General features: G+C 70.5%; 20 protein-coding genes. 2 read left to right on the forward strand and 18 right to left on the reverse strand.

Annotated features, from left to right (window positions below):
* The first annotated feature begins 55 nt into the window (after positions 1 to 55).
* The gene (locus tag AW271_RS26680; RefSeq protein ID WP_062340348.1) at positions 56 to 931 is read left to right on the forward strand and encodes a sulfotransferase family protein; all 876 of its coding nucleotides are present in this window, start codon (positions 56 to 58) and stop codon (positions 929 to 931) included.
* Here AW271_RS26680 and AW271_RS26685 read toward each other — a convergent pair.
* The 5 genes from AW271_RS26685 to AW271_RS26705 all read right to left on the reverse strand — a co-directional run bounded on the left by AW271_RS26685 (position 909) and on the right by AW271_RS26705 (position 6,614).
* A complete protein-coding gene (locus AW271_RS26685) occupies positions 909 to 2,792 on the reverse strand; it encodes an ABC transporter ATP-binding protein (RefSeq protein ID WP_062340349.1) in 1,884 nt (627 codons plus the stop codon). The genes AW271_RS26680 and AW271_RS26685 overlap by 23 nt on opposite strands.
* Before the next feature lie 86 nt (positions 2,793 to 2,878).
* Complete coding sequence (locus AW271_RS26690) at positions 2,879 to 3,697, reverse strand: enoyl-CoA hydratase/isomerase family protein (RefSeq protein WP_439649005.1); 819 nt, start codon at positions 3,695 to 3,697, stop codon at positions 2,879 to 2,881.
* A gap of 142 nt (positions 3,698 to 3,839) precedes the next feature.
* Entirely contained in the window at positions 3,840 to 4,055 is a 216-nt protein-coding gene (locus tag AW271_RS26695) for a helix-turn-helix domain-containing protein (protein WP_030452286.1), read from the reverse strand.
* Between the two features lie 114 nt (positions 4,056 to 4,169).
* Positions 4,170 to 5,768 (reverse strand): ABC-F family ATP-binding cassette domain-containing protein, encoded by a 1,599-nt coding sequence (locus tag AW271_RS26700; protein WP_062340351.1) that lies wholly within the window; start codon positions 5,766 to 5,768, stop codon positions 4,170 to 4,172.
* Positions 5,769 to 5,894: 126 nt separating this feature from the next.
* Complete coding sequence (locus AW271_RS26705; RefSeq protein WP_062340352.1) at positions 5,895 to 6,614, reverse strand: acVLRF1 family peptidyl-tRNA hydrolase; 720 nt, start codon at positions 6,612 to 6,614, stop codon at positions 5,895 to 5,897.
* A gap of 121 nt (positions 6,615 to 6,735) precedes the next feature.
* On the opposite strand from AW271_RS26705, the gene AW271_RS26710 reads away from it, so the two are divergent.
* Complete coding sequence (locus tag AW271_RS26710; protein WP_245653209.1) at positions 6,736 to 7,977, forward strand: EAL domain-containing protein; 1,242 nt, start codon at positions 6,736 to 6,738, stop codon at positions 7,975 to 7,977.
* 22 nt (positions 7,978 to 7,999) lie between these two features.
* On the opposite strand, the gene hisG is transcribed toward AW271_RS26710, so the two are convergent.
* The 13 genes from hisG to AW271_RS26775 all read right to left on the reverse strand — a co-directional run bounded on the left by hisG (position 8,000) and on the right by AW271_RS26775 (position 21,737).
* Entirely contained in the window at positions 8,000 to 8,845 is an 846-nt protein-coding gene (gene hisG / locus AW271_RS26715; protein ID WP_062340353.1) for an ATP phosphoribosyltransferase, read from the reverse strand.
* A gap of 59 nt (positions 8,846 to 8,904) precedes the next feature.
* On the reverse strand, positions 8,905 to 9,168 hold the full coding sequence (locus tag AW271_RS26720) for a phosphoribosyl-ATP diphosphatase (protein WP_062340354.1): 264 nt from the start codon (positions 9,166 to 9,168) through the stop codon (positions 8,905 to 8,907).
* A 151-nt stretch (positions 9,169 to 9,319) separates the two neighbouring features.
* Entirely contained in the window at positions 9,320 to 10,645 is a 1,326-nt protein-coding gene (locus AW271_RS26725) for an aminotransferase-like domain-containing protein (protein ID WP_062340355.1), read from the reverse strand.
* A 157-nt stretch (positions 10,646 to 10,802) separates the two neighbouring features.
* Entirely contained in the window at positions 10,803 to 12,617 is a 1,815-nt protein-coding gene (locus AW271_RS26730; RefSeq protein ID WP_062340356.1) for a DEAD/DEAH box helicase, read from the reverse strand.
* 313 nt (positions 12,618 to 12,930) lie between these two features.
* Positions 12,931 to 13,299 (reverse strand): metal-sulfur cluster assembly factor, encoded by a 369-nt coding sequence (locus tag AW271_RS26735; protein WP_062340357.1) that lies wholly within the window; start codon positions 13,297 to 13,299, stop codon positions 12,931 to 12,933.
* 1 nt (position 13,300) lies between these two features.
* Positions 13,301 to 13,732, reverse strand: a complete 432-nt coding sequence (sufU, locus tag AW271_RS26740) for a Fe-S cluster assembly sulfur transfer protein SufU (RefSeq protein ID WP_030452277.1) — start codon at positions 13,730 to 13,732, stop codon at positions 13,301 to 13,303.
* Entirely contained in the window at positions 13,729 to 14,994 is a 1,266-nt protein-coding gene (locus tag AW271_RS26745; protein WP_062340358.1) for a cysteine desulfurase, read from the reverse strand. The genes sufU and AW271_RS26745 overlap by 4 nt, the downstream gene beginning before the upstream one ends.
* A complete protein-coding gene (sufC, locus tag AW271_RS26750; protein ID WP_062340359.1) occupies positions 14,994 to 15,740 on the reverse strand; it encodes a Fe-S cluster assembly ATPase SufC in 747 nt (248 codons plus the stop codon). Before sufC ends, AW271_RS26745 begins: the two co-directional genes overlap by 1 nt.
* A gap of 1 nt (position 15,741) precedes the next feature.
* Entirely contained in the window at positions 15,742 to 16,071 is a 330-nt protein-coding gene (locus AW271_RS26755; protein ID WP_062340360.1) for a non-heme iron oxygenase ferredoxin subunit, read from the reverse strand.
* The gene (sufD, locus tag AW271_RS26760) at positions 16,068 to 17,186 is read right to left on the reverse strand and encodes a Fe-S cluster assembly protein SufD (RefSeq protein ID WP_061292508.1); all 1,119 of its coding nucleotides are present in this window, start codon (positions 17,184 to 17,186) and stop codon (positions 16,068 to 16,070) included. Before sufD ends, AW271_RS26755 begins: the two co-directional genes overlap by 4 nt.
* Before the next feature lie 2 nt (positions 17,187 to 17,188).
* Positions 17,189 to 18,601 (reverse strand): Fe-S cluster assembly protein SufB, encoded by a 1,413-nt coding sequence (gene sufB, locus AW271_RS26765; protein WP_062340361.1) that lies wholly within the window; start codon positions 18,599 to 18,601, stop codon positions 17,189 to 17,191.
* Positions 18,598 to 19,329 (reverse strand): helix-turn-helix transcriptional regulator, encoded by a 732-nt coding sequence (locus AW271_RS26770; protein WP_062340362.1) that lies wholly within the window; start codon positions 19,327 to 19,329, stop codon positions 18,598 to 18,600. Before AW271_RS26770 ends, sufB begins: the two co-directional genes overlap by 4 nt.
* A gap of 176 nt (positions 19,330 to 19,505) precedes the next feature.
* Positions 19,506 to 21,737 (reverse strand): NACHT domain-containing protein, encoded by a 2,232-nt coding sequence (locus tag AW271_RS26775; protein ID WP_083977252.1) that lies wholly within the window; start codon positions 21,735 to 21,737, stop codon positions 19,506 to 19,508.
* Between the last annotated feature and the right edge of the window lie 132 nt (positions 21,738 to 21,869).

Genomic DNA, 21,869 nt, shown 5'->3' on the forward strand with positions numbered 1-21,869 from the left:
ACGGGGTGGAGTACGTTCGGACACCCCCCAAAGAGTGTCAGACTAGGCGCTACCTATGCGACCACCGACCCACATTCTCGTGGTAAACGGCGTCAAGGTCCGTCAGCCGGTCTTCGTGCTCGCCGCCCCCCACAGCGGCGCGGACCTGCTCGCCCGTGCCATCAAGCGCTCGCCCGGCGTGCATCTCACCATGGGCCGGGGCGCGGTGTCCCGTGTCGTCTACGCGTTCGCGCGGCGGCCGTCGATCGCGCGCAGCCCGGGGGCGCCCCGGGTGATCCGCGACGTGCTGGCCGAGGCCTGGCAGGTGGTGCCGGGCGCGTGCGGCGAGTGCCCAGGCGCCTGCAAGGAGGCCGGCGGCATCATCGGCGCGGGCCCGTGCGTGACCGCCTCCGAGCTGACCCGGTTCGGCGACGCCAGCCCCGACCTGCTCTACAGCGCCCCCGTCCTGCTCCAGGCCTTTCCCGACGCCCGCTTCGTCCAGGTGATCCGCGACGGCCGCGACGTCGTCGCCGACATGCTGGCCGACCCGGCGACGATGGCCTGGTTCAAGCCCCACATGCTGGCCGACGACAGCGAGTTCCCCAGCCCGTTCCTCGGCGTCAACAACGCCGAGCACAAGCTGCGCTGGAAGGAGATGCCGGTCGCGGGCAAGAGCGCGCTGCGCTGGCGCGCCGCGATCCGCCTGTCGGCGGTGCTCCGCAAGGAGCTGCCCGCCGACCAGCTGCTGACGATCCGGTACGAGGACCTGCACAAGTCCCCCGCCGAGACGTTCGGCCAGGTGGGCGAGTTCCTCGGCGCCAAGATCTCCACGATCGCCCTCTACGGCACCAGCGCCCCCCGGGTGGGCGCCCGCCGCCGTCTCGCCCACACCGACGCCGAACTGGTCGGCAAGGTCGCCCGCGAGGAGCTCAAACGGCTGGGCTACTCATGAACTGGGTCTTGTAGAGCTCGGCGTAGAAGCCGTCGAGGACCATCAGCTCGTCGTGCCGCCCGAGCTCGGTCACCCGGCCGTCGTTCATCACGAGGATCACGTCGGCCTCGCGGATGGTCGACAGCCGGTGGGCGATGACCAGGCTGGTCCGGCCCGCCAGGGCGGTCTTCAGGGCCTGCTGGACGGCCGCCTCCGACTCGGAGTCGAGATGGGCGGTGGCCTCGTCGAGCACCACCACCGGCGGGGCCTTGAGCAGCAGCCGGGCCAGCGCCACCCGCTGCTTCTCGCCGCCGGAGAACCGGTAGCCGCGCTCCCCCACGACCGTGTCGAGCCCCTCGGGCAGCGCGGCGACCAGGTCGGCGATCTGGGCCGCCCGCAGGGCCTCCCAGACCTCCTCGTCGGTGGCCTCGGGGCGGGCGTAGCGGAGGTTGGCGGCGATGGTGTCGTGGAACAGGTGCGGGTCCTGCATGACGACGCCCACGGTGTCGCGCAGCGACTCCATCGTGGCGTCGCGCACGTCGAGGCCGTTGAGCCTGACGGCGCCGGCGTCGACGTCGTACAGACGGGAGACCAGCGAGGTCGTGGTGGTCTTGCCGGCGCCCGAGTGGCCGACCAGGGCGATCATCTGGCCCGGCCGGGCGGTGAAGGTGACGCCCTTGAGCACCTCGGCCGACTCGCCCTGGTCGGGGCGGGCGACCGACTCCAGGGAGGCCAGCGACACCTCGGCCGCGCCGGGGTAGCGGAAGCGGACGTCGTCGAACTCGATGGTGACCGGCCCGGCCGGCACCCTCTCGGCATCGGGCTTCTCGGCGACCATCGGCTTGAGGTCGAGCACCTCGAAGACGCGGTCGAAGCTGACCAGGGCGGTCATCACGTCGACGTGCACGTTGGACAGGCCCGTGAGGGGGCCGTACAGCCGCATGAGCAGGGCCGACATGGCCACCAGCGTGCCGAGCTCGAACGAGCCGCCGACCGCGAGCACGCCGCCGAGCCCGTAGACCAGGGCGGTGGCGAGCGCGGCGATCAGGCCGAGCGCGATGCGGAACACGGTGCCGAACATGGCGACGGTGACCCCGATGTCGCGGACCCGGGCGGCCCGGCCGGCGAAGTGGCGGGCCTCGTCGTCGGGGCGGCCGTAGAGCTTGGCGACCATCGCGCCGGCCACGTTGAACCGCTCGGTCATCACCGAGCTCATCTCGGCGCCGAGTTCCATCTGCTCGCGGGTGTAGGCGGACATGCGCCGGCCCACCCATCGGGCGGGCAGGATGAAGATCGGCACCATCAGCAGGGCGACCAGGGTGATCTGCCACGACAACGCCAGCATCGTGACCAGGACGACCACCAGGCTGACCACGTTGGAGACCACCGACGACAGGGTGCTGGTGATGGCCCGCTGCGCGCCGATGACGTCGCCGTTGAGCCGCGAGACCAGCGCCCCGGTCTGCGCCCGCATGAAGAACGCCACCGGCATGCGCTGGACGTGGTCGAAGACCTCCGTGCGCAGGTTGTAGATCAGGCCCTCGCCGATCCGGGCCGAGAACCAGCGTTCGGCCAGGCTCAGCACCGCGTCGAGCAGTGCCAGCCCGGCGATGGCCAGCGCCAGCCCGACGACCAGCCCGGTGTCGCCCGACGGGATGGCCACGTCGATGATCTGCTTCACGACCAGCGGGTTGGCCACCACGGTCAGCGATCCGACCGAGATCAGGGCCAGGAACGCCACGATCGACCACTTGAACGGCGCGGCGTAGCCGGCGATGCGCCGGACCGTGCCCGGCGCGAGGCGCTCCTTCGTGACGTCGCCGTCGCGCCGCATCGACATCATCATCTGCCAGCCCGGATTCGGGCCGCCCATCATCGCCATGTCCTGGCCAACCCTTTACCGGAGGAGGCGATTCCGAGATCAGCCCCAGGCGAACAGAAGCCGCCGCCGGGCGACGGGTCTCATGGTCAGCCCGAGGCGAACAGCGACCGGATGCGGACCACCTGTTCGGCTCTCTCCGCGGCCGCCTGCTCCTCCAGGGTGCGGCTCCCCGCGCCCTGCAGCAGCCGTTTGGTCGCCGTCGCGGCCGACCGCTCGGTGGCCAGCAGCGCCGCCGCCAGGTCGGCCACGGCCGTATCCAGCTCCTCAACCGGTACGGCCAGCTCGGCCAGCCGGAGGCGCAGCGCCTCCTCCGCCCCGACCTTCCGGGCGGTGACACACAACTCCAGAGCCCTGGGCAGCCCCACCAGATCGACCAGCGGCTTGGTCCCCGTCAGGTCGGGCACCAGGCCGAGCGCCGGTTCCTTCATGCAGAACTGCACGTCGTCGGCCACGATCCGCAGATCGCACGCGAGCGCGAGCTGGAATCCGGCCCCGATCGCGTGGCCCTGGACGGCCGCGATCGAGATGATCTCCGGACGACGCAGCCACAGGAAGGCCTTCTGCGCCTGGGCGATTCGCTCCTCGAAGCCCTCACCGAGCACCGAGGAGAACGAGCCCTCACCGGGGACTCCCCCGGGCGTGAACAGTCGCAGGTCGATGCCTGCGGAGAAGGACGGCCCCTCGCCTTTCACGACGACGATCCGCACGGCGTCGGGGAGGTCGTCCCCGATCCGGGCCAGTGCCGACCAGGTGGCGAACGTCTGGGCGTTCCGCTTGTCCGGCCGGTTCAGCGTGATCGTCGCGATCTCGCCGTCCACCTCGTAGCGCAGTCCGACCTCAGCGAGCGCGCTCGCCGAGATCTGCTCCGCTCTCCCCCTTGGTTCCGCTTCCACAGCGTCGTTCACAGCCCGCAACCCCTTCCTGGCGGTCACGCCCGAGCCTACCGAACCCTGTTCGGTTGTCCGACCCCGGCCGGTCGGCTCGGGAGCGGACCGCTCTGGATCTGAGGTACACGAGCGGCTGCGGTCGCGCGTCGGCGAGGCGGAACTAGCGCTTGGTCTTGCCTCGGGTCGCCCCGCCGCGTCCCCGCAGAGTCACGCCCGACTCGCTGAGGATGCGGTGGATGAATCCGTACGACCGGCCGGTGGAAGCGGCCAGGGCGCGGATGCTCTCACCCGCGGCATAGCGCTTCTTGAGATCGCTGGCCAGTTTTTCACGGTCGGCCCCGGTCACCCGGGTGCCCTTCTTCAGAGTCTCGGCCACGAGTACCTCCTGTAGTGCCAGACTTCCGCAGCGTTACTCACGCCATGATCAGTCATTTCGGCTCGATCGGCTACCTACTCCCAGGGAAAAGATCCGTACCCGGTAAATTTATGATCAGGCGAGGGCGACGAGATCGGAAAATTCCTCGCTCCACGCGTCTTCGACGCCGTCGGGCAGCAGGATGACCCGGTCGGGTTGCAGCGCCTCCACGGCTCCTTCGTCGTGGGTGACCAAGACGATCGCCCCTGTGTAAGAGCGCAGAGCCGTCAGCACCTGTTCCCGCGAGGCCGGATCGAGGTTGTTGGTGGGCTCGTCGAGGAGCAGCACGTTGGCGCTCGACAACACCAGCGTGGCCAGGGCCAGCCGGGTCTTCTCGCCGCCCGACAGCACCCCGGCGGGCTTGTCGACGTCGTCGCCGGTGAACAGGAACGAGCCGAGCACCTTGCGCAGGTCGACGTCGGCGAGGTCGGGCCCGGCCGAGCGCATGTTCTCGAGCACGGTGCGGGCAGGGTCGAGGGTCTCGTGCTCCTGGGCGTAGTAGCCGATCTTCAGGCCGTGGCCAGGGCGCACCTCGCCGGTGTCGGGCTTCTCGATGCCGCCCAGGATGCGCAGCAGCGTGGTCTTCCCGGCGCCGTTGAGGCCGAGGATGACGACCCGGTGGCCCCGGTCGACGGCGGCGTCGACGTCGGTGAAGACCTCGAGGGAGCCGTAGGACTTGGACAGGTCGACGGCCGACAGCGGGGTGCGGCCGCAGGGCGCCGGCGACGGGAAGCGCAGCTTGGCGACCTTGTCGGAGCGGCGCTCGGGCTCGATGCCGCGCAGCAGCCGCTCGGCGCGGCGCTGCATGTCCTGCGCGGCCTTGGCCTTGGTGGCCTTGGCGCGCATCTTGTCGGCCTGCGCCATCAGCACCCCGGCCTGCTTCTCGGCGTTGGCCCGCTCGCGCTTGCGGCGCTTCTCGTCGGTCTCGCGCTGCGTCAGGTAGGCCTTCCAGCCGACGTTGTACGTATCGATCACGCACCGGTTGGCGTCGAGATGGAGCACCCGGTTTACCGTCGCTTCAAGTAGACCAACATCGTGGCTGATGATGATCAAGCCGCCCTGGTGGGAACGCAAAAAATCACGAAGCCAGGAGATCGAGTCCGCATCGAGGTGGTTTGTCGGCTCGTCGAGGAGGAGAGTCTCCGATCCCGAGAAAAGAATGCGCGCGAGTTCGACGCGTCTGCGCTGACCACCCGAGAGGGTCTCCAGCGGCTGCCCGAGCACCCGGTCGGGCAGGCCCAGGCTGGAGGCGATCGAGGCGGCCTCCGACTCGGCGGCGTAGCCGCCCAGCACGTGGAGCCGGTCTTCGAGACGGCCGTAGGCCTTCACGGCCTTGTCGCGGGTGCGCACGTCGGCCGAGGTCATGCCGAGCTCGGCCTTGCGCAGGTCGCGGATGACCTCGTCGAGCCCGCGGGCCGACAGGATGCGGTCGCGGGCGATGACCTGGAGGTCGCCGGTGCGCGGATCCTGCGGCAGGTAGCCGACCGCGCCGGTGATGGTGACGGTCCCGCCGGCGGGCTGGCCCTCGCCGGCCAGCGTCTTGGTGAGCGTGGTCTTGCCCGCTCCGTTGCGGCCGACCAGGCCGATCTTGTCGCCCGGGTTGACCCGGAACGAGGCCCCCTCGATGAGGAGGCGCGAACCCACACGCAGTTCGATGTCAGTAGCGATGATCATGGTTGGGGGACACTCCCGTGAGTAGCTGCCTCGAAGAAGGGGCTTCAGGACCGTGGGCACACGGAAGTGATCAATCGGGAGTGCGCATGGGTCGATTGTATGGTGGCCCGGCGAAATCCCCGACTTCTAAACCTGCGGCGGATCGACGACCCTGATCCTGACCGCCCGGAACTCCTCGGGCGTCTTCTCCAGCACCACCAGCCGGGGGTCGGGAACCGCCAGGAACGGGCCGGTCTCCAGGGCGAACAGCGGTGCGAGCCGCCGGTCGGACCGCAGTTCGTCGATCGCCTTGCGGTCTCCCCCGACGACGAAGCCGGCCAGCCCCTCGCCCGCCGACGGCAGCAGCACCCGGGCGGCGACGTCGGCGGCGGCCCCGAGGGCCTCGTCGGCCTGTTTCTCCCGGCGGCGGGCGAACCGTTGCTGCGACCACCCGCCGGCCGCGCTCCGGCCGTGGACGAGCCGGGAGCCCACCTTCGACACCAGCAGCCGGTCGCCCTCGAAGACCCCGGCGGCGTATCCGCCGAGACGGACAAGCAGAACCCCGACCCGCCGTTCACGGGAGACATGGGAGATCAGGGAAACGGCGAGAGGGCCGGGCCTTGCTGTGGCGAGACCGTCGGCGCCGCGGCTCCCCGGCCCTCCGGAGCGGCCGGAATCGAGGGGGCCGAAAGGGACGTGGCACTCGGCCACCGCGCCGTCGGGGGCCGTCAGGACGACCACATCGGCGCCGCCCTCCTCGGACGGCGGGCCGCCGTGGCGATCGGCGAAGTTGGCGAGCCAGCGGGGCAGCCGGGACGGGGGGATCGACACCCACCGTCCGCCCCCGGCGGCCGGGCGTGCGCTCATGGCTGCCCAGAGTAGCGGCTGAGCCCGAGCAGGGCGTCCATGGTTGTCGATAGGGGGAAATGTGGGTGAATTTCAAATCACCCACCTCAATAACCGCAGGCAGGCGCATGAGAATCGTCGTGTGTCGGTTCCCATGCCCCATCCGGCGCCGGTCGCCGTCTCACCAGGTGAGCAGTCTTCGACGACCGGCCCGTTCACCGTGTCGGGGTACGTGCCGGCGTGGGCCGCCGCGCCCCAGAACCCCATGGGCGGCCCGCCGAGCGCCTTCGGCCCCGTCGCCAGCTTCACCCCCGTGGTCGACCTCGACACCGGCGGCGTGATCGCCATACAGGTCAACGCGAGCACGCCCGCCGCCGAGCGGGCCGACGTCGGCGGGACCGTCGCGGGCATCCGCGCCGCCGCCGAGCAGGACGCGCGGCTCCCCCTCGTGCTGCCCATCCCCATCGCCGCCGTCACGGCGGGCTCGGCCGGGCTGGCCCCGCTGCACGAGGCGATGCGGGTGGCCGGACGGCGGCCGCGCGAGATCATCCTGACCCTCGAGGGCGACCTCGACCCGGCCGACCGTTCCCGGCTGCTGGCCGGGATCGACGGGCTGCGCGCCGCCGGTTACCTCATCGCCTTCGGCGGGGTCGGGGTCCGCAACATCCCCCTCGACGTCGTGGCCGACGCCTCCCCCTACGTCATCCTGATCTCCCCCGAACTGGTGGAGCGCGCCCCCAAGGACGCCCGCCGGGCGGCCGTCGCCGAGGCGCTGGTCACGGTGGCCAAGGGCGTGGCGGCGCACATCCTCGCGCCGGGCGTACAGGACGAGATCCAGCTCGCGGCGGTGCGGGCGTGGGGGGTCAGGCTGGCCACCGGCCCGCTGCTGGCGCCCGGCGACTGGCGGCCGGCCGACGGCCGGGTGCACGTGCCGGTCCCGGCGACCGAGACCTCGCCGAACCTGGCCCAGCTGCTCGGGCCGAGGGTGCAGGAGTTCCTGATGCCGGCCGTGACGCTGCCGATCACGGCGACCTCGGAGGACGTCGTCCAGGCGTTCGGCAACGAGGCGTCGATCACCAGCGTGATCCTGGTCGACGAGTACCAGCGCCCGCAGTCGATGGTCGACCGCAGCCGGTTCCTGCTCTACATGGCGGGGGCCTACGGCCACGCCCTGCACGCCAAGAAGCCCGCCCACCGGATCGCCGACAGCGCCCGGCTGGTGCCCAAGACGACCCCGGCCATCGCGGCCATGCAGGTCGCCGGGCAGGACGCCAAGCGGGTCTACGACGACCTCGTGGTGGTGGACGAAGTGGGCCGCTGCCTGGGCACGGTCCACGTCAGCGACCTCATAAGGCACGTCGCCAACCGGCCGGCCCCGAAGTAGCGGGACCGGCCGGCCGGTCGGCCTAGAGGCGGCAGGCGTAGATGTCGGTGATCAGGATCGCCTTGGCGCCGAGGTCCCACAGCTTGTCCATGACCTGCTGGTGGCCCTTGCGGCGGATCATCGCGCGGACCGCCACCCAGCCCTCGCGGTGCAGCGGCGAGACCGTCGGCCCCTCCATGCCCGGAGTGACCTCGATGGCCTCGTCGATGCGCTCGACCCGGATGTCGTAGTCGATCATCACGTAGTCGCGCGCCGCCAGCACGCCCTGCAGGCGGCGGATGAGCTGCTGGAAGCCGTTGTTCTCGGGCGCCCCGACCTGCTTGATCAGGATCGCCTCGGACGTGGTGATCGGGTCGCCGAACACCTCCAGGCCGACGTTGCGCAGGGTGGTGCCGGTCTCCACGACGTCGGCGACGGCGTCGGCCACGCCGAGCCGGATCGCCGTCTCGACCGCGCCGTCGAGCTTGATGACGCGGGCGTCGACGCTCTGCTCCTCCAGGTAGCCCGCCAGCAGACCGGCGTAGGCGGTCGCGACCCGCTTGCCGTTGAGGTCCTTGACGTTGGAGAAGGCGCCGGGAGGCGCGGCGAAGCGGAAGGTCGACCGGCCGAAGCCGAGCGGCACCACCTCGTCGGCCGGGGCCCCGGAGTCGATCAGCATGTCGCGGCCGGTGATGCCGGCGTCGAGGGTGCCCTCGCCGACGTAGACCGCGATGTCTCGGGGACGGAGGAAGAACAACTCGCAGGAGTTCTCCGGGTCGACGACCACGAGCTCCTTGCTGTCCTTCCGGGGGCGGTAACCCGCCTCTTTCAGGATGACCTGGGCGGCGTCGGACAACACGCCCTTGTTCGGTACGGCAAGGCGAAGCATTGTTGGAACCTTTCGGGATGGCCTCTGAGTCGAGCGAGGTCCGGGCACCCGGGGGTGCCCTAAAGATGCTTGTAGACCTCGTCGAGCCCGATCCCGCGGGCCAGCATGAGCACCTGGAGGTGGTAGAGCAGCTGCGAGATCTCCTCGGCGGTCCGGTCGGTGGATTCGTACTCCGCCGCCATCCAGACCTCGGCGGCCTCCTCGACGATCTTCTTGCCGATCGAGTGGACCCCGGCGTCGAGCGCCTTCACGGTCCCCGACCCTTCGGGACGGGTGCGGGCCTTCTCGGACAGCACGTCGTAGAGCTCATCGAACGTCGTCACTCGCCCAAGCCTAATGGCGTCACCGTCCGGATCACGGCAGCGTCCACTGAGCGAGACCGTGTCGCCCCGGGGCCACTTCGTCAGGTCGAACGCCGGTCAGTGGCGCTCGGCTTCGCGGCCCGGGGGCGCTTCCATCGGTGGCGTGGGAAAGTCACACCGAGAGGGTGCGGACCATGATCCGCAGAGCCCGGCGCAGCGCCGGCTCCTCGAGGTGGCCGAAACCGAACACCACGCCGTTCCCGGCCCGCCCGGCGGGGTGGTGGAAGGCGGCCAGGGTGGCCACCCTGACGCCGCGCGCCCGCAGCTGCTCGGCCAGCGCGGGGGCCGGCAGCGCCCGGGGCAGCAGCAGGGTCGCCGTGGTGCCGGTCTCGGTGCCGATGACGCGGGTGTCGCGCCGTACGCCCGCGAGCGCCTGGCGGACCATCGCCCGGCGCCGGGCGAAGATCGCCGACAGCCGGTCGACCCGCCGGGTGACCGCGCCGGTGGCCAGCAGGTCGGCGGCGGCCCGCTGGCAGGTCTCCGGCACCGCGCAGGCCCGTTCCCGCACCCGGTCGGCCAGGTGGCGCGGCACGACCAGGTAGGCCAGCCGCATCCCCGGCGTCAGCAGTTCGCGGAACGACCCCAGCATGATCGTGGTCGCCGGGTCGCCCAGGGCCAGCAGCGACGGGCAGGGGTTCAGGCCCGCGTGGAACAGCCCGTCGAAGGCCGGTTCGATCAGGTACGTCCCCCTGTCGGCCGCCCACGCCGCCAGCGCCCGGCGGTGTTCGGTCGGCAGCCGGTAACCGAGGGGTTCGTTGCGGTCGGGCGTGAGCACCAGAGCGTCCACACCGGCCGGAACCTGCGGCCCGGTGGAACTGACCGGAACGGGCACGACGTGTCCCGTGTGGCCCTTCAGGGCCTCTCTGAGGCGCGGCAGCGCCGGGTCCTCGATCCCGACGACCGGGCGGCCCTCGGGAATCGCCAGCTGGAGCGCCGTCTCGCAGCCGGTGGTGACCACGATCTCGTGCCGGTCGAGCACCAGCCCCCGGGTGTCCCGCAGGTGGGCGGCGATGGCCGACCGCAACTCCGGCAGCCCGCCGGGCGGCGGCTCGGCGGCGCTGGGCACGCGGTGGCTGGCCCGCCGCCAGGCCGCCCGCCACTCGGCCAGCGGGAAGGCGTCGGCGGTCGGCTGGTCGGGCCGCATGTCGACCACGTTCGGCCGGGCGGGCGGCCGCACCGGCGCGCGTTCCGTCTGCCGCGCCCGCGCGGCGACGTAGGTGCCCGACCCGTGGCGGCTGGTGACGTACCCCTCGGAGTGCAGGATCTGGTACGCGGTCAGCGCCACCCCCCGCGAGATCTTCAGGGCCACGGCCATCGTCCGCGTCGACGGCATGCGGATCCCCGCCGCGAGCTGCCCCGAGTCGATGGCCTGGCGGAGCTGTCCGGCGAGCTGGTCGGGCAGTGCTTCGGCGGCGCCGCGGCCCAAGTGGATCGGCACGCGGAGCCCTTGTGGGTTGCGCATGGTTCATGTCCCCGTCGTTTCGGCGAATCTCTGTCACCTAGGGCGGGACACCGATGTTCCACCGGACGGAACGGGGCCGGGAAAACCGAAAACGCCGGTCCCCCACTGGGGAACCGGCGTCCTCTACCGCTGGCTAGCGGCCGTTGAAACGGCCACCCGGACGGCCCTGGCGGAAGCCGCCGCCGCCCGACCGGCCGCGGAAGCCGCCGCGGGCGCGGTCCTCGCCGAAGGTGCGGGGCTCGCCCCGGTCGTCGCGGACGGGCCGCTCGCGGTCGTTGTTGTACGCCCGCGGCGCGCGGTCGTCACGGAAGTGACCCCGGGCCGGAGCCGGCGCCGAGGCGTCGCGGCGCGGCCGGTCGTCGCCCTGGAAGCGGGGCCGGTCGTCGCGGTGCCGGGGCCGGTCGTCGTTGTAGCGGGGACGCTCGCCCTCACGGCGCGGCCGGTCGTCGCCGCCCTGGAAACGCGGCCGGTCGTCGTTCTGGAAACGCGGCCGGTCGTCGCCCTCGCGGCGGGGACGGTCGTCGTGGGCGAAGCGCGGGGGGCGGTGCCCGAACTCGCGGCGCGGCCGCTCGTCGCCCTCACGGCGCGGACGGTCGTCGCCGAAGTCGCGGCGGGGACGGTCGTCGTCGTACCGGCGACGGCCCTCGAAGCGCTTGCGGCCGCCCGACGGACGCTCGTCGCGGCCGCCCGAGCGGGGGCGCAGCGGCTTGCGGATGTCGGGCTCCCACACCGGGATCGACTCGCCGGAGGGCTCGCGGGCCCCGGCGATGTCGGCCAGCACCGGGGCGCCCGGCACGGCGCGGTGCCGCGAGGGCGAGATGCCGGCCCGGCGGGCCATGGCGTCGGTCGAGCGGCGCTCGTTCGGCATGACCAGGGTCAGCACGCTGCCCTTCTCGCCGGCGCGGGCGGTGCGGCCGCCGCGGTGCAGGTAGCTCTTGTGGTCGGCCGGCGGGTCGACGTGCAGCACCAGCGAGACGTCGTCGACGTGGATGCCGCGCGCGGCGACGTCGGTGCAGACGAGCACCTTGATGCCGCCCTCGCGGAACTCCCCGAGGATGCGGGTGCGCTGGTTCTGCCGCTTGCCGCCGTGCAGGCCGCCGGCCTGGACGCCGACGCGGGCCAGCTGCTTCACCACGCGGTCGACGCCGTGCTGGGTGCGCACGAACAGGATGGTGCGGCCCTCGCGGTTGGCGATCTCGGCGGTGACGGCCGGCTTGTCCTGCCAGCTCACCTGCACCAGGTGGTGCTCCATCGTCTCGACCGGCGAGGTGGCCGGGGCGAGCGAGTGGGTGATCGGCTCGACGAGGAAACGCTTGACGAGCTGGTCGACGTCGCCGTCGAGGGTGGCCGAGAACAGCAGCCGCTGGCCGTGGACCGGGGTCTGGTCGAGCAGCGCGCTGACGACCGGGAAGAAGCCCAGGTCGCACATGTGGTCGGCCTCGTCGAGGATGCTGATCTCGACGTCCTCGAGCGAGCACTCGCCCTGCTCGATGAGGTCGGTGAGACGGCCCGGCGTGGCGACGATCACCTCGACGCCGCGGCGCAGCGCCTCGATCTGGCGGCCCATCGACATGCCGCCGACGACGGTCTTCATCCGCAGCGACAGACCCCGGCCGAGCGGCTCCAGGGCGTCGTTCACCTGGAGCGCCAGCTCACGGGTGGGGACGAGGATGATGGCGCGCGGACGCTTGGGCAGCGCGCGGTCACCGGCGATGCGGGCCATCATCGGCAGCCCGAACGCGAGCGTCTTGCCGGAGCCGGTCTGGCCTCGGCCGAGCACGTCGTGGCCGGTCAGGATGTCGGGGATGCAGGCTTCCTGGATGGGGAACGGCGAATCGATGCCCTGACGGGCGAGCCCGGTGACCAGCGGTCGCGGCAGCCCCAGCGCGGCGAAACCGTTGACGGTCTCGTCGGCGGACTCGGTCGCGGACATGGTCGGGTCGAGCATGGTCACGTTGGTCGTGCCTTTCGGTGAGAGGGACGTGCCGCAGCACGCAGGCGCGTCTCTTCTGCGAAAGGACGAGCCAGGGTTAAACCGGGGCGGCAATCCGCCGCATCGGGGGAGGGCACCCCTTCCAAAGGTGCCGAGTGCCAGCTCTGCGCACCGCCCGATAAACGCGCCGATCTCATCGTGGCGCGAGAAACTGCATAGCAGTGTGCAGTCGCCGCGGTTCACAGTCGCGGCAGAAGGCCGCCCGCTCCCAAAGCGGACGGCCTTTGAAGTCAACCCTCGTATCTTACACCGGGAATCCCATTGGGAATCACACGTTGAAGCCGAGCATCCTCAGCTGGTCACGACCGTCGTCGGTGATCTTGTCGGGACCCCACGGCGGCAGCCACACCCAGTTGATGACCACGCCGCTGACCAGGTCGGCGAGCGCCGAGTTGGCCTGGTCTTCGATGACGTCGGTCAGCGGGCAGGCCGCGCTGGTCAGCGTCATGTCGATGGTCGCGACCGGCTTCTCGCCCTCGCCGGCGGCGTCGAGGTTGAGGCCGTAGATCAGGCCGAGGTCGACGACGTTGACGCCGAGCTCGGGGTCGACGACGTCGCGGAGAGCCTCCATGACGTCATCGGAGGACAGGTCGCCGTCGTAGGGGGCGGCCGTCGGGGTCTCGGTCGGCTTGCTCATCTCAGGCACTCCTCACCACGGCGTCCTTGTACGCCATCCACGACAACAGGGCGCACTTGACCCGCGCCGGATACTTGGCCACCCCGGCGAACGCGACCGCGTCGCCGAGGACGTCCTCGTCGGCCTCCACCTGGCCGCGGCCCTGCATCAGCCGGGTGAACTCGTCGACGACGCCCAGGCTCTCCTCGACGGTCGACCCGGTGGCCAGCTCGTGGAGCACCGAGGCGGCGGCCTGGCTGATCGAACAGCCCTGGCCCTCGTAGGAGACGTCGAGCACCTTGCCCTCGTCGACCTTCACCCGCAGCGTGATCTCGTCGCCGCAGGTGGGATTGACGTGGTGGACCTCGGCGTCGAACGGGTCGCGCAGGCCCCGGCCCTGGGGGTGCTTGTAGTGCTCCAGGATCAGTTCCTGGTACATCGACTCAGCGATCATCCGAACACCTTCTGCACATGGTGGAGCCCCCGCGCCAGGGCGTCGATCTCGTCCGTGGTGTTGTAAAGGTACAACGACGCACGGGTGGTGGCGGGGATGCCGAACCGCAGGTGAAGCGGCCTGGCGCAGTGGTGACCGACCCTGACGGCGATGCCGAACGCGTCGTCGAGCACCTGCCCGACGTCGTGGGGGTGGATGTCGTCACCCGACAGGTTCTTCAGGGTGAACGAGATCGTGCCCCCGCGCGCGATGTTGGTGCGCGGGCCGATGACCTTCAGGCCCGGGATCTCGCCGAGCGCGTCGAGGGCGTAGCCCGTCAGCGCCTTCTCGTGGGCCTTGACGTCGGCCATGCCGATGCCGGTCAGGTAGCCGGCCGCCGCGCCCAGGCCGATGGCCTCGACGATCGGCGGGGTGCCGGCCTCGAACTTGTGCGGCACGGGCGCGTAGGTCGAGCGGTCCATCCAGACCGCCTCGATCATCTCGCCGCCGCCGAGGAACGGCGGCATCGCGTCGAGCAGCTCGCGACGGCCCCAGAGCACGCCGATGCCCGACGGGCCGACCATCTTGTGGCCGGTGAAGGCCACGAAGTCGACCCCGAGCTCGGTCACGTCGACCGGCATGTGGGGCACCGACTGGGACGCGTCGAGCATCATCAGCGCGCCGACCTGGCGGGCGCGGGCCAGGATCGGCGAGACCGAGTTGACCGTGCCCAGCACGTTGGACTGGTGGACGATCGAGACGATCTTGGTTCGCTCGTTGACCAGGTCGTCGAGGCCGTCGAGGTCGAGGCGGCCCTCGTCGGTCACCTTGAACCAGCGCAGCGTGGCGCCGGTCCGCTGGGCGAGCAGCTGCCACGGCACGATGTTGGAGTGGTGCTCCATCTCGCTGATGACGATCTCGTCGCCCGGCCCGACCCGGAACCGCTCGTCGGTGGCGATCGGGTTGCCGAAGGCGTACGCGACGAGGTTGAGCGCCTCGGAGGCGTTCTTGGTGAAGATGACCTCGTCGCGCGACGGCGCCTTCACGAACGCCGCGACGGCGTCGCGGGCGTCCTCGTAGGCGGCCGTCGACTCCGCGCCCAGCGTGTGGTGGGCGCGGCCGACGTTGCTGTAGTGGTGGGCCAGGTGATCGCGCATGGTGTCGATGACCTGGTTCGGCTTCTGCGATGAGTTGCCGGAGTCCAGGTAGACGAGCGAGCGTCCTCCTGGCAGCTCACGAGAAAGGACCGGGAAGTCCTTTCTGATGAGATCGACGTCGAACATCAGGAACTGACCTTCGTGTAGGCCTCGTAGCCCTCGTTCTCCAGCCTCTCGGCGAGCTCGGGACCGCCCTCTTCGACGATGCGGCCGGCCGCGAAGACGTGCACGAAGTCGGGCTTCACGTAGCGCAGGATGCGGGTGTAGTGGGTGATCAGCAGCACGCCGGTGTCACCCGAGGCGCGGAAGCGGTTGACGCCCTCGGAGACGACGCGCAGGGCGTCGACGTCGAGACCCGAGTCGGTCTCGTCGAGGACGGCCACCTTCGGCTTCAGCAGCTCCAGCTGGAGGATCTCGTGGCGCTTCTTCTCGCCGCCGGAGAACCCCTCGTTGACGTTGCGGGTGGCGAAGGCGGAGTCGATGTGGAGGGCGTCCATGCCGCCCTTCAGGTCCTTGGCGAACTGGCGCAGCTTGGGCGCCTCGCCCTGCACGGCGGTGACGGCGCTGCGCAGGAAGTTGGACACCGACACGCCGGGGACCTCGACGGGGTACTGCATGGCGAGGAACAGGCCCGCGCGGGCGCGCTCGTCGACCGACATGTCGAGCAGGTCCTCACCGTCGAGGGTGACGCTGCCGCTGGTGATCGTGTACTTGGGGTGACCGGCGATGGCGTACGCGAGCGTGCTCTTGCCCGAGCCGTTGGGGCCCATGATGGCGTGGGTCTCACCGGCGCTGACGGTCAGGTCGACCCCCTTGAGGATCTCCTTGTCGCCGACGGAGACGTGCAGGTCGCGGATCTGGAGCGTGGACACGTTATGACTCCTTCGAGAGCGAGACATACACGTCGTCGCCTTCGATCTTGACTCGGTATGTGGGAACGGGCCTGGTCGCGGGCGGCCCCGTCGGCTTGCCGGTACGGATGTCGAAACACGATCCGTGCAGCCAGCATTCCAGCGTGCCGTCGTAGACCTCTCCCTCGCTGAGGCGCACCTCGGCATGGGAGCAGACGTCGTGGACGGCGTACACCTCGGCGCCCTCGCGGACGAGCGCGACCGGGGTGCCGTCGACCTCGACGCCGATGACGCCCTCGTCGGGGACGTCCTCGACCTTGCAGACCTTCTCGAAGCCCGGTTCGGAGCTCATCGGGCCAGTTCCGCCTCTACAGCGGCCAGCACCTTCTCCTGGATCTCCGGCACCTCGATGCGCTGGATCAGCTCGTTGAAGAAGCCGTGGACGATCAGCTTGCGGGCCTCGTCGGCGGGGATGCCGCGCGCCTGCAGGTAGAACATGTGCTCGTCGTCGAGCCGGCCGGAGGCCGACGCGTGGCCCGCCCCGGCGATCTCGCCGGTGAGGATCTCCAGGTTCGGCACCGAGTCGGCGCGGGCGCCGTCGGTCAGCAGCAGGTTGCGGTTGAGCTCGTAGGTGTCGGTGCCCTCGGCCTCGGCGCGGATGATGACGTCGCCGATCCAGACGGTGTGGGCGTCGTCGCCCTGCAGGCCGCCCTTGTAGGTGACGTCGGAGGCGCAGTTGGGCACGCTGTGGTCGACCAGGAGACGGTGCTCCAGGTGCTGACCGGCGTCGGCGAAGTAGAGCCCGACCAGCTCGGCCCGCCCGCCGGGAGCGGTGTAGGCCACCCTCGGCGAGATCCGGACCAGGTCGCCCCCGAGGGTGACCACGACCGACTTGAACGTGGCGTCCCTGCCGACCAGCGTCGTGTACTGCGCCACCTGGACGGCGTCGCGGTCCCAGTCCTGGTTCGACACCACGGTGAGCTTGGCGCCGTCGCCGACGACGAACTCGACGTTCGCCCCCTGCACCCCGGTGCCCGTGTAGTTCAGCACGACGACCGCCTCGGCCATCGGCTTGACGTCGACGAGCAGGTGGCGGAAGACGGTCCCGCCCTGCCCGTGGACGTTGACGACGATCGGCTCCGACGGCACGAGCTCCTTGGGCACGGTGATCACACCGGCCTTCTCGAACGCGTTGTACGCCTGCGCCGCCACCCGGTCGGCCGGTTTGCCCGCCGTGCCGATCCGGGGGTCTTCCCGGCTGACCAGCTCGTAGCTCACCCCGGACGGGGTCAGGACCTCGGTGCGGTCGTTGCCGTCGTTGACGGCCGAACCGTCGTGCAGGCCCTTCAGCCGCGACAGCGGCGTGAACCGCCACTGCTCCTCACGTCCGGTCGGGACGGGGAAGTCGGCCAGGTCGAAGGAGGCCGTCTCGTGCAGGGTCACGAGCGGCTTGGTCTCAAGACCCATCGCTAGCCCACCGCTCCTTCCATCTGAAGTTCGATCAGACGGTTGAGCTCCAAGGCGTACTCCATGGGAAGTTCACGGGCGATCGGCTCGACGAAGCCGCGCACGATCATGGCCATGGCCTCGTCCTCGTTCAGACCGCGGCTCATCAGGTAGAAGAGCTGGTCTTCGGAGACCTTCGAGACGGTCGCCTCGTGGCCCATGGACACGTCGTCCTCGCGGACGTCGACATAGGGATAGGTGTCGGAGCGGCTGATCTGGTCGACCAGCAGGGCGTCGCACTTGACCGTGGAGGCCGATCCGGCGGCGCCCTCCTCGATCTGGACCAGGCCCCGGTAGGAGGTGCGGCCACCGCCGCGCGCCACCGACTTGCTGATGATGGTGGACGAGGTGTTGGGCGCCAGGTGCACCATCTTGGCGCCGGCGTCCTGGTGCTGGCCCTCGCCCGCGAAGGCGATCGAGAGGGTCTCGCCCTTGGCGTGCTCGCCCATCAGGTAGACGGCCGGGTACTTCATCGTGACCTTGGACCCGATGTTGCCGTCGATCCACTCCATGGTCGCGCCCTCGTACGCCACGGCGCGCTTGGTGACCAGGTTGTAGACGTTGTTCGACCAGTTCTGGATGGTCGTGTAACGGCAGCGGGCGCCCTTCTTCACGACGATCTCCACGACCGCGCTGTGCAGCGAGTCGCTGGAGTAGATCGGCGCGGTGCAACCCTCGACGTAGTGCACGTAGCTGTTCTCGTCGACGATGATCAGGGTGCGCTCGAACTGGCCCATGTTCTCGGTGTTGATCCGGAAGTAGGCCTGGAGCGGGATCTCGACGTTGACGTTCGGCGGCACGTAGATGAAGGAGCCGCCCGACCAGGTCGCGGTGTTCAGCGCGGCGAACTTGTTGTCGCCGACGGGGATCACCGAGCCGAAGTACTCCTTGAAGAGCTCCTCGTGCTCGCGCAGGCCGGTGTCGGTGTCGACGAAGATGACACCCTTCTCCTCAAGGTCCTCACGGATCTTGTGGTAGACCACCTCGGACTCGTACTGGGCCGCGACGCCCGCGATGAGCCGCTGCTTCTCGGCCTCGGGGATGCCCAGCTTGTCGTAGGTGTTCTTGATGTCCTCGGGCAGTTCGTCCCAGGACGCCGCCTGCTTCTCCGTCGACCGCACGAAGTACTTGATGTTGTCGAAGTCGATGCCCGTGAGGTCGGAGCCCCAGGTCGGCATGGGCTTCTTGCCGAACAGGCGCAGCCCCTTCAGACGCAGGTCGAGCATCCACTCGGGTTCGTTCTTCAGCGCGGAGATGTTCCGCACGACGTCCTCGTTCAGGCCGCGGCGCGCCGCGGCGCCGGCGGCGTCGGGGTCGGACCAGCCGAACTTGTAGTTCCCGAGGCCTTCCAGCTCCGGGCGGTCGGTGACAGTCACCTTCCGGGCTCCTTGCTCTCTATACGAGTGGCTCGCGCCAGCGCGTGGGGGCTGACGTGGGTGGTGCAGATTCCGTCTCCGTGGGCGATGGTGGCCAGCCGCTGGACGGGCGTGCCCAGGAGACGCCCGAACGCTTCGGTCTCGGCCTCGCACAACTGCGGGAACGCGGCCGCGACGTGGGCGACCGGGCAGTGGTGCTGGCAGAGCTGCTCCCCGCCGGTCGCCGTCTTGGTGGACGAGGCGGCGTACCCGTCGGCCGACAGGGCCTCGGCGAGCATGCGCACCCGCTGCTCGGCCGGGATCTGCCGCATGGCGGGCCCCAGCCGCTCGACCAGCCCGGCGACCTGCTCCCGCGCGAACGCGGTGACCGCTTCGGTCCCGAGGCGCTCGGCCAGGAACCGCAGCGCGCTGCCGGCGAGGTCGTCGTAGGCGTGCTCGAAGGCGCTGCGCCCGGCATCGGTGATGCCGAAGAGCTTGGCCGGACGGCCACGCCCGCGCTGCGCCTTCTTGTGGGCCTGACGGGGCTCGATCATCCCCTCGGAGAGAAGGTTGTCGAGATGCCGCCGCACGGCGGCCGGGGTGAGCCCCAGCCGTTCGCCGAGGTCGGCGGCGGTGACCGGGCCGTGTTCGAGGATCAGGCGCGCGACCCGCGCCCGCGTTCCCCGTTCCGAGGGCACGCCGGAGGACCGCGTGGTCTCCCCTGCGTTGGTCCCGGTCACGTTTTTCACAACATCAGTGTGGCGTAATTCCTTCCCGCACGACAAACGGAACCCCGCATTCGTGGGGAATGCAATTTGTCACCCAGGTAAGGCTTACCTAAGTCACCGTGGTCGCGGGGGGCGCTTGAGCATAACGCCTGCCATCCCTGGATCTGTCCCTGACCTCGGACGACGTGGTCTGTGGTTTAGCGCCGCCGGTCGCCGAGATGGTCATGTAGATCGGCATGCCGGAATTGGTAAACCGGACCGATCGCGCGCAGCAGCCCCAGCCGGTGCATGTCGTCCAAGAACGGCATGAGCGCGCGCGGCAACCGGCCGGACCGGGCCAGCCGGTAACTCGTGACCACGAATGCCGGCCAGGCGTGGTGATTCCCGGCAAGCAGCCCCACGACCGCCCCGATCAGGAACCCGGTCGCGAACCCGGAGACGAATCCAGCCAGAAAGCCGGCCACGAACCCGTCCCCGCCGTCGGCGAACAGGCCCCGAGCCCCGGCCATGAGCCCGATCCCGGTTCCGCTCACGACCCCGACCACGGCGGTCCGCGCGAGATTGAGGGCGCGGTCGGCCCGCCACGTGGCGATCGGCGCCGTCGCCAGGTCCGCCGCGGGAGCCTCCAGCCGCCCGATGAGCCCGAACGCGATGGTGGAGAACCTCATCACGAACCCGGCCAGCAGCCCCATCAGAAACGCGATCACGAACACGGCCATGAGATCCTCCATCGGAGGTGCCTCCTGGGACTCGTTCGCCTGCGCCCACCACAGGGGGAGCAGCAGGAGCATGATCGGAAGCGCACAGGCGATCCCGCTCGCCAGCCCGCTCACCAGGCTTTCCCTGAGCCCGGACACGAGTTCCCCGGCGACCTTGAGCGCCAGGAGGGATTTTCGACCGTTCAGGTCGAACCTGGCGAGCCCCGGTTCCTGCGACGGCCACGATTTCGAGGTCGCCCCCACCACGCTCCCCAGCGCGACGCCGCACACGACCGCGGACGCGGGCCCGTACATGGATCCGAACACGATCGCGGCGACGAGTCCGGATACAAGCCCGAGCAGGCGCCTGGTCGACGTGGTGAAGGTTCCGGTCCTCCGCGCCAGGTGCCACCAGGCGAGATCGCGGGAATCGGGCAGAGTGGCCGCCAGGAAGGCCAGCCAGTGCCGGGTCTGATCGGGGTCGTGCCGGCGCCGGGGCCGGAAGGGGTCGGCAGGGTCGCCACTGGGCGGGCGCGCGGCGATGAGGGCGGGGATGAGACCGTCGAGCAGATGCCCCCGCAGGGCCTCGGCGCTGGGGAAACGGCCGGGTTCCAGCAGCGGCGCGGGATCGGCGCGGCCGTCGCAGTAGACGACGCGCAGCAGCCACAGGCCCAGGGCGTTGCCGGCCACCACGGCCAAGGGCGTTCCCTGATCAGGCGTGGCGGGCGTCGCCCGCAGGACGGCCAGGAGCCGGTCCCATCCGTCCGGCGGCTGCGGGGGCAGGCACCGCTTCAAGTAGGCCGCCGCCGTCCTCGATGGCACCGGTCGCGCCTCGATGACCATGGCCGAGCGAAGGACGTCTCCGGCGTCGTGCACCGCGGAGCCGTATTCAGTCGTCCGGCTGGTGAGGATCAGCTGATCGGTGTCGGCCAGAGACCGGTTCAGCGCCACGATGACGGCCTGCCGGGTCGGCGGCGAAAGTTCGTCCAGCCCGTCCAGCACGGGAAGGACGTGCCCGCGCGTGGCCAGTGTCCCGGCCATCCCGGCGGGCAGTTCGGCGGCCCGGAGCGCGGGATAGTCCTGTTCGAGCCGCACGGCGAGCCACTCGTGCAGGGAGGGGCAGGCCGCGACGTCCCAACCGGCGAGCGACATCAGCACCGGCACCGGTTCCTCCGGATGACCGGCACGGGAGGCCAGCAGTTCCCTGACCATCTGCACTGCCAGGGTGGTCTTCCCAGTGCCGGGACCACCGAGGACGACCAGACGGCGGCGGCGCATACTGCGGAACTTGCCGACCGCCGCGACGACGTCGTCGCTGGAAGCGGTCAGCCGCCGCAGGGCCGGAGTCAGGTTGACCGGCCGATCCATCAGATCTTTGGCAGGGGTGGCGTGCCATCGGACCGGGATCGGGGCGGGGTCGTCGACCGACCGCAGCCGCGCCTCCGTTCTCCATTGGTACTCCACCATCCCCGCCAGCACGTCCTTGGCGTGGGACACGTGCGCGGTCGTCACCACCGGCCGGGCCGGCGGGCTGCGCCGCCACAGCCACAGAGGAACCAGGAGGGTGGGAACCACCAGAACGACACCGACCACCTGGGCGACGTTCGCCGCCGCCTGCAGCCCGCCCGCGCCGAGGAGGGCGGCTCCGATCAAGGCGAGGAGCCCGGTCACGCCCGCGACTCCGCCCCACCAGCCCAGCGCGTATCGCCACGAATCGTCCCGCCTCGCCATGGCCGCAATCCTGGGCCTCACCGTGGGTGCCGCGCCGCCAGAGCGAGGGAACCGTGACCCACCCGCGTCCAGGCTCGCCTTCTGCGCCGGTCTGTACCGGCTTATCGGAAGCCCGGAATCCACATCCGACCC

The sequence above is a fragment of the Herbidospora sakaeratensis genome (genome assembly GCF_001570525.1).
GTDB classification, from domain to species: Bacteria; Actinomycetota; Actinomycetes; order Streptosporangiales; family Streptosporangiaceae; genus Herbidospora; species Herbidospora sakaeratensis.